Raw genomic sequence first — 13,383 nt, forward strand, 5'->3', positions numbered from 1 at the left:
GCACGCACCGCGGGACGCAGCAGCAGGTACCACAGCGCCGTCAGAGCGGCGGCGATCAGGGTCGAGACCACGAGGTTCGTATGGGTGAGCTGGTACGACACCGGCGTGCCACGCACGAAGAGCGGCAGGTCGGGCGTCATCGCGCCGATCGCAATCGCCGCCGGAAGCAGCGGCGACCGCACGAACGGCAGCGCCACCACGGCGTGCGAGACAGTGAACGGCATGCGACCTCCGGCGCGGTGTCGGGCCCGGTCAGGCCGCAGGAGCGACGAAGAGCCCCGCGAGGGTCTTCTTGCCGCGGCGGAGCACGGCCACCCCGCCGGGCAGCGCACCCGCGATCGCGGTGGACTCGTCATCGACCTTGACCCCGTCGAGGCTGACCCCGCCCTGCGCGATCGAGCGGCGCGCCTCCCCGAGACTCGCGCACAGTCCCGTCTCCACCAGGGCTTGGGCCACCGTGGTGCCGGCCGGGATCGTCGCGTGCGGCAGCTCCTCCAACGCGGTGCGCAGTGTGGCGGCATCCAGCGCCTCGAGCTCGCCCGCGCCGAACAGGGCCTCGGATGCCGCGATCACGGCGGCCGTGGCCTGCGGCCCGTGCACGGTCGTGGTCACTTCGAGCGCGAGACGCTTCTGCGCGGCACGGCGGAACGGCTCCGCGGCCACCAGCTGCTCGTACTGCTCGATCTCCTGCCGGGACAGGAACGTGAAGATCTTCAGTCGCTCGATGACGTCGGCGTCGTCGGTGTTCAACCAGAACTGGTACATCCGGTATGGGCTGCACATCTCGGCATCCAGCCAGATGGCATTGCCCTCGCTCTTGCCGAACTTCGTGCCGTCGCTGTTGGTGATCAGGGGCGTGCCGATCGCGTGCACCGAGACACCTTCGACGCGGTGGATGAGGTCGGTGCCGCTGGTGAGGTTTCCCCACTGGTCGGACCCGCCGGTCTGCAGCACGCAGCCGTACTGGCGATGCAGCTCGAGGTAGTCCATCCCCTGCAGGATCTGGTAGCTGAACTCGGTGTAGCTGATGCCCGCTTCGGAGTTCAACCGCGCGGCGACGGCATCCTTCTTCAGCATCGTGCCGACGCGGTAGTACTTGCCGATCTCGCGCAGGAAGTCGATGGCGCTCATCGGCGCGGTCCAGTCGAGGTTGTTCACCATGCGCGCGGCGTTGTCGCCCTCGAAGCTGAGGTACCGCTGGACCTGGGCGCGAAGGTTGCCCACCCATTCGGCGACGGTGTCCTTCGTGTTGAGCGTGCGCTCCGCCGTCGGCCGGGGGTCGCCGATGAGGCCCGTCGATCCGCCGACGAGACCGAGGGGACGGTGGCCGGCCAGCTGCAGGCGACGCATCAGCAGCAGCTGCACGAGGTTACCCAGATGCAGGCTCGGCGCCGTCGGATCGAAACCGCAGTAGTACGTGATCGGCTCGCCGCCCAGCAGATCGCGCAGAGCGGTCTGGTCGGTGGACACGTGGACCAGGCCTCGCCAGACGATCTCGTCCCAGACGTTCTCGAACGAGGAGTCGTTGGCAGGGGCCAGCGCACGCGCGGGCGCGGAAGCACTCACGGAGACGGTTTCAGACACGCGCCCCAGGTTATCAGCGGCGGATGCCGAGCCCCGATCGCACCGATGGGGCTCGCGTCCGCGCCGCCGCGGCGACGTCCGCGCCCCATGGGAGACTGACGACATGGATCCCGACACCCCGGCGATCGTCACGCTGATCGGCGTGATCGTGCTGTTCATCGCGCTGTGCGCAGCCCTGATCCTCGTCGTGATCTCACTTCGGCGTCCGCGAGGCCCGGTGCTGATCGCCGCGGCCGCGATCGTCGTGCTCGCACTCGTCACCCTCAGCATCCTGCCGGCGCACCTGCCCGTCCTGGCCGCCGCTGCGCTGGCGATCCTCGGCACCGCGCTTGCGGTCGTCGGCGGCAACCCGTTCACGCGCTGGGTGCTGTCGGTCGCCGACGGCGGCCGAACGACAGAGGGCCCGCGCGGCGGCATCCTCGTCGAGATGATGTCCGGCCGCGATACCGATGCCGTCCACGAGGAGGAGATCCTGCGCGGCGGCACGACGATCGGCTACCTCGAGCGGGCGTGCGCGGCCCTCGGCATCCTCGCCGGCTTTCCCGGAGCGGTCGCCATCGTCGTGGCGCTCAAGGGCGTCGGACGATTCACGGAGCTGGCCACACCGGCCGCACGCGAGAGATTCATCGTCGGCACGATGGCGAGTCTGCTGTGGGCGTGCGCCGTCGCGGGAGTCGTCTGGCTCGCGGTCTGGTGACGTGAGCCAGGGGCTCACACGTCGGATGACGGTGTCGGGTCGGCGCGCAGCTGCGTGTACCCCTCGACGAGGGCGGCGACCCCCGCGACCCCGAGGGCCTGAGAAACCGCCGACTGGGTGATGCCCTCCGCGGCCGCGAGCTCCGCCTGCGTCACCCCGAGGATCCGTCCATAGGCAAGCCGGCGGGTGCGCGGCGCCATGGCGGTCACCAGTTGGTCCCGCGCGAGGAGGTAGGCGTTGGCCACTCGGACGTCGACGGCGGTTCCAGCATCGGCGACGACCCAGGTGCGCGCGCCCGGGATCGTGCGCGCCTGCGCGGCGTGGATGGCATCGATCGCTTCCCGCGCAGCCCACCACGCCGGCCCCTCGGCGAGCGTCCCTACGCGGGAGGGGACGTCGCTGTGCGCTCCGATCCCGATGCCGAACCGACAGTCGAGATCGTCGGGCAGCGCGAGCCGAATCAGCAGCAGGGCCGCCATGGCGGCATCCAGAGAGGGGTAGACGCCCTGCAGCTCGTCACCCACCGTCGCGGTGAGCTGTCGCTCCGCCAGGGGCACGTCCCGCTCGACGCGGGCGATCGCCTCTTCCAGAGCGCGTTGGGCGGCAGCCCGATCGGGAAGACCACGCGATCCGACGATGTCGGCGATCACAGCGACACTCATGAAAAGAAGCATATCGCTGATATTCAGAAAATATCAGTATATGACTGCTATTCGAGATCGATCAGTGCGCGTGCGGCGCTCTGCGAGCGGGCGATGAGCTCGGCGCGCTGCTCCGCCACGCGGACACCTGAGGTGCCTCCGGCGCCGGTGCGGCTCGCGACCGACCCCTCGATCGTCAGCACCTCGCGGACGTTCGGGGTCAGCTGCGTCGACACCTCCGCGAGCAGAGCATCATCGGCATCCTCGAGTCCGATTCCACGCTCCTCGCACGCGCGCACGAGGGACCCGGAGATCTCGTGTGCGTCACGGAACGGCACGCCCTGCTTCACGAGCCACTCGGCCACGTCGGTGGCCAGCGAGAATCCGGCCGGGGCGAGGGCGGCCATGCGCGCCGTGTCGAAACGCATCGTCGCCACCATGCCGGCGAACGCGGGCAGCACCGTCTCGAGCGTCAGGACCGAGTCGAAGACCGGCTCCTTGTCCTCCTGCAGATCGCGGTTGTAGGCCAGCGGCAGCGCCTTCAGCGTCGCCAGAAGACCCGACAGGTTGCCGATCAGGCGTCCCGCCTTGCCGCGAGCGAGCTCGGCGATGTCGGGATTCTTCTTCTGCGGCATGATGCTGGAGCCCGTGGAGTAGCCGTCGTCGAGCGTGACGAAGCCGAACTCGCGGGTGTTCCAGATGATGATGTCTTCCGCGAAACGCGAGAGATCCACACCGATCATGGCCGCGATGAAGGCGAACTCGGCGACCACGTCACGCGAACTCGTGCCGTCGAGGGAGTTCTCCGCCGGACGGGCGAGTCCGAGCCGGTCGGCGACCAGCTGGGGGTCGAGGCCGAGTGTCGCACCGGCGAGCGCTCCCCCGCCGTAAGGCGAGACCGACGCGCGCGCCGCCCAGTCGCGGAGCCGCTCGAGATCACGCACGAGCGGCCAGCCGTGGGCCTGCAGGTGGTGGGCCAGCAGGATCGGCTGCGCGTGCTGCAGGTGGGTGCGCCCCGGCATGATCGCCTCGGCGTGCGCCTCGGCCTGCGAGACGATGGCGTCGATGACACGCAGGAGATCGCGGGCGATCACGCGGGCGTGGTCGAGCAGGTACAGCCGCACGAGGGTGGCGATCTGATCGTTGCGGCTCCGACCCGCGCGGAGCTTGCCGCCGAGCGCCGGACCGATCTCGGCGATGAGGGCGGCTTCCAGCGCGCCGTGCACGTCCTCATCCGTCGGCTGGGCGACCAGTGAGCCGTCGGCGACCGCCGCCGCGAGGGCATCGAGCCCGGCGTGCATCCGTGCCTCTTCGTCGGCGGTGAGGTACCCGGCGGCGGCGAGCGCCGCGGCGTGCGCGTGCGAACCGGCGATGTCATAGGGCGCGAGCACCCAATCGAAGTGGGTGGAGCGGCTGAGGGTCGCGAGCTCCGGTGAGGGCCCCGACGCGAAGCGTGCCCCCCAGAGTGCGCCGTCGTTCGTGCCGTGCGGTGTCGTTTCGCTCACCGCACCAGCCTAGCGAGCACCGTGCCGACGCTCCGCCCGGTGCGCTCCGCGCGGCGCAGAGCCCGCCGCAGCACGTTCATCCGTCCCGACGTGCCGCATCGCGGCATCCGATGCGACCAGACGAGACGGATGAGCGAGCCGCGGAGCCCTCCCCACACCGCCCCGCTGCTCACGTATGCACAGATACCGCCGCCCGACCCGTCGCGCGGGAGGAGGCGCGGCACGCTGCGATGATGAGTCGTCGCCCGTCGCCGCTGCCCGACAGCCTTCCGGAGTCGTTCTCCGTCGCGCAGGCGCAGGATGCCGGGGTGTCGCCGCGCCGGCTCCGCGCGCGCGATCTGGCCTCGCCGTTCCGGGGCGTGCGATCGCGGCCTCCGGCGGAACCCGCGGCTGCGGTGGACGATGACGCGTCGCCCGCTGCGAACGAGAATGCGCGGCTGCGCCTGACGATCCACCGTGCGGCGCGCGCGTATGCGACCCGGGCGGTCCCCGGCATCCTGTACACCCACGTCACGGCAGCGGTGATCTGGGATCTGCCGCTTCCGCTGCGGTTGCTGCGTCGCGGCGCCGAAGCGATCGACGTCGCCGTGCTCGGCGAGCGGCGAGCACCGAAGGGCGCGGGGGTGCGGGGCCATCAGCTGCGCGCCGAACTCACGAGGACCGGCGTGCGGCGCGGGTTGCGCGTGGCCGCGCCGGCATCGGTGTGGGCGCAGCTGGCTCCGCTGCTGTCGGCGGCAGAGCTCGTCGAGGTGGGTGACGCGATCGTGCACATCCCGCGGAGACGGGGGATGCATCGCGGCACGCCCGCTGACGCCTTGGCGACGCGTGACGGTCTGGTGGAGGCGATGGAGGCCGGCCGCCGCGTCGGTGCTGCGCGACTGCGCGCGGCGCTGGGGCTGATCCGGGTCGGGGCGGCCTCGCCACCGGAGACGCGGATACGTCTCGCGTGCGCGCGCCGGCAGCTCCCCGAGCCTCTCCTCGACGTCGACGTGTTCGGCGTTGACGGCAGACCCATCGGCTTCACCGAACTGGCTTTCCCGGACCACGGCGTCCTCGTGGAGTACGAGGGCGATCACCACCGCCGATCGCCGAAGCAATGGCAGCGCGACATCGAGAAGCACGCGGCCTGCGTGGCCGCGGGATGGGAGGTCGTGCGCCTGACCGCCGCAGACCTGCATCGGGACGCTGCTCCCGCTGCCGCGAAGATCGCCGCAGCGTTGGCTCGCGGCGATCTTCGCCGTTCATCCGTCCCGTGGGGTCGTGTCGCCGCTGCAGATGCGGCGGGAGGGGACGGATGAACGGCTCAACCGGGGATGACCGCGCGGGTGGCGTATGCCAGGGCGCGTTCCAGGGGGCCGCGGCCGAGGACGAGGGCCCATGCGGTGCAGGACACGAGCGTCGCGCCGACGAACGGCCAGAACGGCTGCAGGTCGCGAAAGCCCGACAAGTCGCCGACGTCGCCCATGGCAAGGGATGCCCACACGGCCCACGCGACGATCTGCCCGACGTACGCGGTCAGCGGCATCGACCCCACGGCGCGCACGGGCAGCAGCACGATGCGCGCAGGCGTGCGACAGATCAGCAGACACAGGCCGATGACGGCGAGCGCGAAGCCGCCCGACCCGACCGCCTCGAGCACACCGCCGGAGTGCGCGCCGTCGGCCAGCACCCGTCCGAGGTACGAGTCCTCGGGCAGGTCGATGACCGTGGATGCCGCGGCGGCCGCCATCGCGCACGCCGCGCCACCGACGACCAGCGCGACGAGGGTGCGCGCCGATCGCAGGTCGGAGCGTGCGGCAGCCAGACCCGCGATCAGGAAGGCCGCCCACACGAGGAAGGGATAGTGCCAGCCCAGCAGCAGAACGAGGTCGCCGCCGATCGCCCCGGCGTCCACGAGCGCCCGATCCGCCAGTGGCAGCACCCAGGGGGCGCCGACGCCGATGACGGCGGCGAGGACCCAGAGGGTGGATGCCGACAGGCGCAGCAGCGGCACCGCGAGGAGGAACAGGATGCCGTAGGCCGGCAGGATCACGTAGACCGGCACACCCGTGGCATTCAGCAGCATCCCGATGCCCCAGATGATCGCCGCCCGCACGACCAGGCGTCGCCGCGCGACGACGAGCGTGCGACCCGTCGCGGGCGTGCGGCCCGCGCTCGCCCGCGCACCGGTCATGAGAGCGATCGAGACCCCCGCGAGCGTCGCGAACAAGATCGAGGACCGCCCGTTGACGAGATCGACCCACGCCGCGGGTTGCGCAGCATCGAAATGCGCGATCACCAACAGGTGCGCGGCGAACATCCCGAACACCGCGAGACCCCGCGCGAGATCGACGCCGGCGAGCCTGCCGTCGCCATCCAGCGTGCGCGCGCGGAGCGGACGGGGGGCCGTCATCGTCGTCCCACCGTCCGCATCCCGATCACTGCTGGCGCAGCAGCCAGACCAGCAGGGCCTTCTGGGCGTGCAGCCGGTTCTCCGCCTCATCCCAGACCACGCTCTGCGGTCCGTCGATGACCTCGGCATCCACCTCGTAGCCGCGGTCGGCGGGGAGGCAGTGGATGAAGATCGCGTCGGGGTCGGCGAGGTCCATCGTCTCCTGCGTGACCTTGTATCCACCGAGGTCGTGGACGCGCTGGATCTTCTCCTCCTCCTTGCCCATCGACACCCAGGTGTCGGTGACGATGACGTCGGAGCCGGCGGCCGCCTCGGCGGGATCGGTGAAGAGCGTGACCGAGCCGCCGGTCGTCGCGGCGATGCGATCGGCATCGGCGATGACGTCGGCGCGGGGGGCATACGCGGCGGGCGAGGCGACGCGCACGTGCATGCCGGCGGTGACGCCGGCCAGCACATAGGAGTGACCCATGTTGGAGGTGCCGTCGCCGAAGAACGTGAGGGTCAGACCCTTCAGCTCGCCCTTGTGCTCGCGGATGGTGAGCAGGTCGGCGAGCAGCTGGCACGGGTGGAAGTCATCGCTGAGGGCGTTGATGACCGGCACCGTCGTGCCGCGCGCCATCTCCTCCAGGCCCGCCTGCGCGTAGGTGCGCCACACGATGGCCGCGACCTGGCGCTCCAGCACCCGCGCGGTGTCGGACGGCGTCTCCTTGCCCCCGAGCTGGCTGTTGGCGGTCGAGATGATCAGCGGCGATCCGCCGAGATCGGCGATTCCGACCGCGAACGACACGCGCGTGCGCGTCGAGCTCTTGTCGAAGATGACCGCCACGGTCTGGGGGCCTTCGAGGGGCTTGAGCTTCCAGCGATCCTTCTTCAGGGCGACGGCCAGATCGAGGATCTCGGCCTGCTCGGCCGGGGTGAGATCGTCATCGCGGAGCAGGTGGCGGGTCATGCGGAGGCCTCCGGGGTCGAGGGGTCGGACGCGTCGAGCACGAGGGCGTCGGCGACGGTCGCGAGGGAGCGGGTGAACAGGTCGATGAACTCGTCGATCTCGACGTCGCCGATGGTCAGCGCGGGCGCGATGCGGATCGTGCTGTCGTTGGCGGCGTTGACGATGAGCCCGTGCTGCTGCGCGGCGGCGACGACCGCACCGGCCACGGGATGCCGCAGCGCGATGCCCAGCAGCAGACCGCGTCCGCGGCATCCCTCGACCAGCGGCGACGGGATGGCCTCGATCGCGGCGCGCAGCTGCGCGCCGCGGACGGCCGCGTTCTCGACCAGGCCGGCGCGGTCGATCTCGCCGAGCACGGCCAGGGAGGTCGCCGTCGCGAGCGGATTGCCGCCGAAGGTCGAGCCGTGCGTGCCCGGGTAGAAGAGGTCGCTGGCGGCGCCGAACGTGATGAGCGCGCCGATCGGGAAGCCGCCGCCGATGCCCTTGGCGACGGTGATCGCGTCGGGCGTGATCCCCTCGCGCTGGAAGGCGAACCAGGCACCGGTGCGACCCGCGCCCGTCTGGATCTCATCGACGATCAGCAGCGCACCGTGACGCGCGGTGATCTCGCGTGCCGCGGTGAGGTATCCCTCCGGCAGTGGGACGACCCCCGCCTCACCCTTGATGGGCTCGACGAACAGGGCTGCCACGTCGTCGCCCATGGCCGCCTCGAGGGCTTCCACCGTCGAGTCGAGGAACTCGACCCCGGGGACCATCGGCAGGAACGGTGCCTGCATGTACGGCTTTCCGGTGAGGGCGAGCGTTCCCATCGTGCGGCCGTGGAACGCATCCTTCAGCGCCAGGATGCGGGGGCGCGCGCCGCGCGCGTCCGTCGCCGCGCCGTGCAGGCGGGCGAGCTTGAAGGCGGCCTCGTTCGCTTCGGCGCCCGAGTTCGCGAAGTACACGCGTCCGGTGTCTCCGGCACCCGACAGGCGCTTCAGCTCGGCGGCCAGCGCCAGCTGCGGCGGTGTCGCGAAGAAGTTCGACACGTGCGACAGCGTGGCGGCCTGGCGCGACACGGCCTCCACGAAGACGGGGTGTGCGTGACCGAGCGAGGTGACGGCGATGCCCCCGAGGAAGTCGAGGTAGCGGCGCCCGTCGGCGTCCCACAGCGACGAGCCCTCGCCGCGGACGAACAGGGCCATCCGGTCGCCGGCGTTGCGCACGAGGTCGCGCCCGGCATCCTCCTGCCACATCGCGCTCGTCCCCTCGAGCAGATCCGACTCCTGCACGCTCACGTTCTGTACGCCGCTCACTGCGCCACCACCTCTGTTCCGATTCCCTGCTCCGTGAAGACCTCGACCAGCACCGAATGGGGCTGGCGTCCGTCGATGATCGCCGCTGTGTCGACGCCGCCGTCGACGGCGTCGAGGCACGCCTGCATCTTCGGGATCATGCCCGACTCCAGCCGCGGCAGCATCGCGCGCAGCTCATCGGCGGTCAGATGCGAGACCAGCGAGTCGCGATTCGGCCAGTCGGCGTAGAGGCCCGCGACATCCGTGAGCACGACGAGCTTCGCCGCGCCCAGCGCGACGGCCAGAGCGGCTGCCGCGGCATCCGCATTGACGTTCAACGAGTGCCCGGGGTTATCGAGGTCGGGTGCGATCGACGAGACCACCGGGATCCGACCGGCGGCGAGCTGGTCGAGCACCGGCTGCGGGTCGACGCGGACGACGTCGCCGACGGCGCCGAGGTCGTGCTCGGTACCGTCGATCACCACGCCGCGCCGCCGCCCCTGGAAGAGCCCCGCGTCCTCCCCCGACACCCCGACGGCGAAAGGCCCGAACGCGTTGATGCGCCCGACCAGCTGCGGGTTCACCTGACCGGTGAGCACCATCCGCACGACGCTGATCGCCTCGGTCGAGGTCACCCGGTAGCCGCCCTTGAACTCGCTGGGGATGGCGAGCCGATCGAGCATCTGCGAGATCTGCGGGCCTCCCCCGTGCACGACGACCGGCTTGACACCGACGAACCGGAGGTACGCGATGTCCTGCGCGAACGCGTCCTGCAGCTCTTCGGAGACCATGGCGTTGCCGCCGTACTTGATCACGATGATCTGCTCGCGGAAGCGCTGCAGCCACGGCAGCGACTCGATGAGGACGGCGGCCTTCTCGGCGGCCTCCTCGGGCGTGGTCTGCTGGATCTTGCCGGTCATGAGCTGTACGCGCTGTTCTCGTGCACGTAGTCGTGCGTCAGATCGTTGGTGAAGATCGTCGCCGCCTCCGCGCCCGCCTTGAGGTCGATGAGCACGTCCGTCGCGCGCGGCGTGAGGTCGACCTCCTCGCGGGGGCGGTCCGGCGCACCCGCGCTGCACAGTCGCACCCCGTTGAAGCTCACATCCACGGCGTAGGGGTCGAAGGCCGCCTGCGTCGTGCCGATCGCGGCCAGCACGCGGCCCCAGTTGGGGTCGTTTCCGAAGATCGCGGCCTTGAAGAGGTTGTTACGCGCGACCGAGCGCCCCACCTCGACGGCGTCGTCCTCGGATGCCGCACCCACGACCCGGATGGTGATGTCGTGGCTCGCACCCTCGGCATCCGCCTGGAGCTGTCGAGCGAGACTCGTGCACACCTCGACGAGAGCCGCACGGAACGCGTCCGCGTCGGGCGTCACGCCGCTCGCGCCACTGACCATCAGCGTCACCTGATCGTTGGTCGACATGCAGCCGTCGGAGTCGAGTCGGTCGAAGCTCACCCGGGTGGCGGCGCGCAGATGCGCATCCGCCTCGTCGGCCGACAGCACCGCGTCGGTCGCGATGACCACGAGCATCGTGGCAAGGCCCGGAGCGAGCATCCCCGCACCCTTGGCCATCGCCCCGATGGTCCACCCGTCACCGGCGAAGACAGCGGTCTTGGGTACGGTGTCGGTCGTCATGATGGCGCGCGCCGCGTGGTCGCCGCCGTCGTCCGAGAGGGCGGAGATCGCCGCCTCGGTACCGGCAAGGACCTTCCCGCGGAAGACCTCGTCGCCCGTGCCGATGAGCCCGGTGGAGCACACGAGCACGTCGCCGGGGCTGATGCTCAGCAGCTCGGCGGCCTTCTCCGCCGTCTGATGAGTGGTCTGGAAACCGAACGCCCCGGTGAAGCAGTTGGCGCCGCCCGAGTTGAGCACGATCGCCTCGACGGTGCCGTCCTGAATGGCCTGCTGCGACCACAGGATCGGGTTGGCCTTGGCACGATTGCTGGTGAACACGGCGGCTCCGACCTTCAGCGGGCCGCGGTTGACGACGACGGCGACGTCGGGCCTGCCGGTCGATTTGAGACCGGCCACGACGCCGGCGGCGGCGAATCCTGCAGGGGCGGTGACGCTCACGGTGCCACTCCGTTCACGGTCAGACCCGTGGCCTCGGGAAGGCCCAGGGCGATGTTCATCGACTGGATGGCGGCACCGGCGGTGCCCTTGACGAGGTTGTCGACGGCCGTCACGACGACGACGCGGTTCGCGGCGCGGTCGACCGCGAGTCCGACGAGGGCGGTGTTGGCGCCCAGAACGTCCGCCGTGCGGGGGAACTGCCCCTCGGGCAGCAGCTGCACGAACGTCTCACCGTCGTACGCGCTCTCCCAGGCCGAGCGGATCTCGGCATCCGTCACGCCGTCCACGATCGGTGCCGTGGAGGTGGCCAGGATGCCGCGGGCCATCGGCACCAGCACCGGCGTGAACGAGACGCGGGCATCGGGAGCACCGGCGGCCGCGAGCGCCTGCTGGATCTCGGGGATGTGGCGGTGCGTGCCGCCGACGGCATACGGGTTCGCGGTGCCGAGGATCTCGGAGGCGAGCAGGTTCGTCTTCAGGCTCTTACCCGCCCCGGAGGACCCCACGGCCAGCACGCTGACGATGTCGCGGGCATCGATGACGCCGGCCGCGACGCCGGGGACGAGGCTCAGCGCCACCGTGGAGGCGTTGCAGCCCGGGGCGGCGATGCGGGAGGCGCCGACGAGGTGCTCACGCTGCTTCTGCCCGCCCGCGCCGACGATCAGCTCCGGCACGCCGTAGGTCCACGGCTCGTGGAAGGCGCCGCCGTAGAACGCGTCCCACGCCGCCGGCGAGATCAGACGGTGGTCGGCACCGGCGTCGATGACCAGGGGCGTGTCGGCGAGCGCGTCGGTGTACTGACCGGACTGACCGTGCGGGAGCGCGAGGAAGACCACGTCGTGGCCCGCGAGCACCTCGGGCGTCGTCGGCTGCAGGGTGAGGTCGGCCAGCGAACGCAGGTGGGGCTGATGCTGGATGAGCGCATCGCCGGCGTTGCTGTGCGCGGTGACGGTGCGGATGTGGACGTCGGGATGAGCGGCGAGGAGGCGCAGGATCTCGCCGCCGGCATAGCCGGAAGCGCCGGAGACGGCGACCGAAAGGGTCATTGTTCAACCTTATTGTGACGTGAGTCGGCAAACGGTGGGCTCGAAGCGGCGACACCGGCGACTCGACCCGTCACGACGACAGGGAGCTCGCGGGGTCGCCTAGAGTCGGCGGCCGTCCTGACGTCGGCGCGCGCGCAGCACCGTGGCAACGGTGACGGGACCGGCGGCGTGCATGCGGAGACGCTATCGCGCGGCGCGTCGTCGCCGCAAATCGATGCCGTCACTGCGCAAGGGCATCGAGGAGCTCGCGCTCGTCGGCGCGCGTGAGCCCGGCGGAGCGGGGACGGTCCAGTCCCCGTTCGCGCTCATCGGCGAGCACGCGCCGCAGCACGTCCTCCAGCGGCCTGTGGCGTCCGCCGAGAATGCGATAGGTGCCATTGGCGCGAGTCGCGAAGCCGGGCACATCGTCGGGCAGCCACAGCGGCAGCGATCGCTCCCCCGCCCAGTACCCCACGCCGTGCGCGACGAGCCACGGCGCGGATGCCGGGACGAGCGCACCGGTGTGACCGGCGACGCTGCGAGCGATGGCGAGCACCGCCTCCAGCGGAAGACTGTCGCCGACGGCATTGACGGCACCGGTGAAGCGCGCCGCGCCCACCTCGACCACGAAGTCGGTCAGGTCGTCGACGTCGATCACCTGCACCCGCGCGCCGGGTGCGTCGGGAATCAGCACGGGCTCGGCCGCCGCGGCGGCGAGGCGGGCGACCCCGTAGCCGAAGCGATCGGTGGGGTCACCCTGGCCGACGATCAGTCCCGGGCGCACCACGGCCGCACGGCGGCCGAGGGCGGCTGTCACGGCCTGCTCGGCGGCGGCCTTCTCGCGCCGGTAGTCGTACGGGTCGCCGGGTTCGGCGGCGACGGCGAGGGCGGCGGACTCGTCGGCGCCCGCCACGTCCCACTCGCGATCCGCGACGGCGGTGTAGGCATCGTCGCGCTCCCGATCGGCGACGACCAGCCGGGTGCCGGCCGGCGCGTCGCGGCCGCCGCGGGCGAGTACCGTCACGGCGGCACCGGCATCCCGCCAGCGCTCCGCGATGCGCCGGGACAGCCATCCGGTCCCGCCGAGGATCAGAACATCGGTCATGTCGTCGGGAAAGCCCTGATGCGCTGGAGCAGGTCAGGACCGGTGCGATCCAGCGTCCGGCCGCCGAGCCACACCCCCAGGACCGCGGCGCCCCCGCCGACGACGATGCCGACGACGAGCGCCACCCACCCCCAGAC

The 13,383-nt window shown here is 71.1% G+C and carries 13 protein-coding genes; 2 read left to right on the forward strand and 11 right to left on the reverse strand.

The window, feature by feature from the left end:
• A partial coding sequence (locus tag BGN98_RS03810) for a DUF4184 family protein (protein ID WP_288119671.1) occupies positions 1-224 on the reverse strand: 224 nt, incomplete at its 3' end.
• Between the two features lie 28 nt (positions 225-252).
• On the reverse strand, positions 253-1,584 hold the full coding sequence (gene tyrS / locus BGN98_RS03815; protein ID WP_016463229.1) for a tyrosine--tRNA ligase: 1,332 nt from the start codon (positions 1,582-1,584) through the stop codon (positions 253-255).
• 103 nt (positions 1,585-1,687) lie between these two features.
• On the opposite strand from tyrS, the gene BGN98_RS03820 reads away from it, so the two are divergent.
• A complete protein-coding gene (locus tag BGN98_RS03820; RefSeq protein ID WP_016463230.1) occupies positions 1,688-2,281 on the forward strand; it encodes a hypothetical protein in 594 nt (197 codons plus the stop codon).
• 14 nt (positions 2,282-2,295) lie between these two features.
• On the opposite strand, the gene BGN98_RS03825 is transcribed toward BGN98_RS03820, so the two are convergent.
• Both BGN98_RS03825 and argH read right to left on the reverse strand, forming a co-directional pair.
• Positions 2,296-2,943: a SatD family protein gene (locus BGN98_RS03825; protein WP_005048961.1), complete on the reverse strand. Its 648-nt coding sequence runs from the start codon at positions 2,941-2,943 to the stop codon at positions 2,296-2,298.
• 47 nt (positions 2,944-2,990) lie between these two features.
• Complete coding sequence (gene argH / locus BGN98_RS03830) at positions 2,991-4,427, reverse strand: argininosuccinate lyase (protein WP_288119676.1); 1,437 nt, start codon at positions 4,425-4,427, stop codon at positions 2,991-2,993.
• A 233-nt stretch (positions 4,428-4,660) separates the two neighbouring features.
• On the opposite strand from argH, the gene BGN98_RS03835 reads away from it, so the two are divergent.
• Complete coding sequence (locus BGN98_RS03835) at positions 4,661-5,725, forward strand: putative endonuclease domain-containing protein (RefSeq protein ID WP_288119678.1); 1,065 nt, start codon at positions 4,661-4,663, stop codon at positions 5,723-5,725.
• A 5-nt stretch (positions 5,726-5,730) separates the two neighbouring features.
• On the opposite strand, the gene BGN98_RS03840 is transcribed toward BGN98_RS03835, so the two are convergent.
• From BGN98_RS03840 to BGN98_RS03870, 7 genes are all read right to left on the reverse strand, one after another.
• Positions 5,731-6,819, reverse strand: a complete 1,089-nt coding sequence (locus BGN98_RS03840) for a DUF418 domain-containing protein (protein WP_288119680.1) — start codon at positions 6,817-6,819, stop codon at positions 5,731-5,733.
• Between the two features lie 25 nt (positions 6,820-6,844).
• The gene (gene argF, locus BGN98_RS03845) at positions 6,845-7,768 is read right to left on the reverse strand and encodes an ornithine carbamoyltransferase (RefSeq protein WP_005048953.1); all 924 of its coding nucleotides are present in this window, start codon (positions 7,766-7,768) and stop codon (positions 6,845-6,847) included.
• Positions 7,765-9,003 carry an acetylornithine transaminase gene (locus BGN98_RS03850; protein ID WP_288119685.1) on the reverse strand — a complete coding sequence of 413 codons (1,239 nt, stop codon included), beginning with the start codon at positions 9,001-9,003 and terminating at the stop codon, positions 7,765-7,767. Before BGN98_RS03850 ends, argF begins: the two co-directional genes overlap by 4 nt.
• 56 nt (positions 9,004-9,059) lie before the next feature.
• On the reverse strand, positions 9,060-9,962 hold the full coding sequence (gene argB, locus BGN98_RS03855; protein WP_005048948.1) for an acetylglutamate kinase: 903 nt from the start codon (positions 9,960-9,962) through the stop codon (positions 9,060-9,062).
• Complete coding sequence (argJ, locus tag BGN98_RS03860) at positions 9,959-11,116, reverse strand: bifunctional glutamate N-acetyltransferase/amino-acid acetyltransferase ArgJ (protein WP_288119683.1); 1,158 nt, start codon at positions 11,114-11,116, stop codon at positions 9,959-9,961. The genes argB and argJ overlap by 4 nt, the downstream gene beginning before the upstream one ends.
• Positions 11,113-12,162, reverse strand: a complete 1,050-nt coding sequence (argC, locus tag BGN98_RS03865) for an N-acetyl-gamma-glutamyl-phosphate reductase (RefSeq protein ID WP_204946822.1) — start codon at positions 12,160-12,162, stop codon at positions 11,113-11,115. The genes argJ and argC overlap by 4 nt, the downstream gene beginning before the upstream one ends.
• Before the next feature lie 220 nt (positions 12,163-12,382).
• Positions 12,383-13,246, reverse strand: coding sequence for a Rossmann-fold NAD(P)-binding domain-containing protein (locus tag BGN98_RS03870; RefSeq protein WP_288119684.1), 864 nt, complete (start codon positions 13,244-13,246; stop codon positions 12,383-12,385).
• Between the last annotated feature and the right edge of the window lie 137 nt (positions 13,247-13,383).

Origin of the sequence: Microbacterium sp. 69-7 (assembly GCF_001897985.1) — a bacterium.
In the GTDB taxonomy this organism is placed as follows: Bacteria; Actinomycetota; Actinomycetes; order Actinomycetales; family Microbacteriaceae; genus Microbacterium; species Microbacterium laevaniformans.

Excerpts from the sequence above, each read along its gene's own strand:
- BGN98_RS03820 (WP_016463230.1), top strand. The coding sequence starts at position 1,688 with ATGGATCCCGACACCCCGGCGATCGTCACGCTGATCGGCGTGATCGTG.
- BGN98_RS03825 (WP_005048961.1), bottom strand. The coding sequence starts at position 2,943 with ATGAGTGTCGCTGTGATCGCCGACATCGTCGGATCGCGTGGTCTTCCC.
- BGN98_RS03835 (WP_288119678.1), top strand. The coding sequence starts at position 4,661 with ATGAGTCGTCGCCCGTCGCCGCTGCCCGACAGCCTTCCGGAGTCGTTC.
- BGN98_RS03840 (WP_288119680.1), bottom strand. The coding sequence starts at position 6,819 with ATGACGGCCCCCCGTCCGCTCCGCGCGCGCACGCTGGATGGCGACGGC.
- argF (WP_005048953.1), bottom strand. The coding sequence starts at position 7,768 with ATGACCCGCCACCTGCTCCGCGATGACGATCTCACCCCGGCCGAGCAG.
- BGN98_RS03850 (WP_288119685.1), bottom strand. The coding sequence starts at position 9,003 with ATGTGGCAGGAGGATGCCGGGCGCGACCTCGTGCGCAACGCCGGCGAC.
- argB (WP_005048948.1), bottom strand. The coding sequence starts at position 9,962 with ATGACCGGCAAGATCCAGCAGACCACGCCCGAGGAGGCCGCCGAGAAG.
- argC (WP_204946822.1), bottom strand. The coding sequence starts at position 12,162 with ATGACCCTTTCGGTCGCCGTCTCCGGCGCTTCCGGCTATGCCGGCGGC.
- BGN98_RS03870 (WP_288119684.1), bottom strand. The coding sequence starts at position 13,246 with ATGACCGATGTTCTGATCCTCGGCGGGACCGGATGGCTGTCCCGGCGC.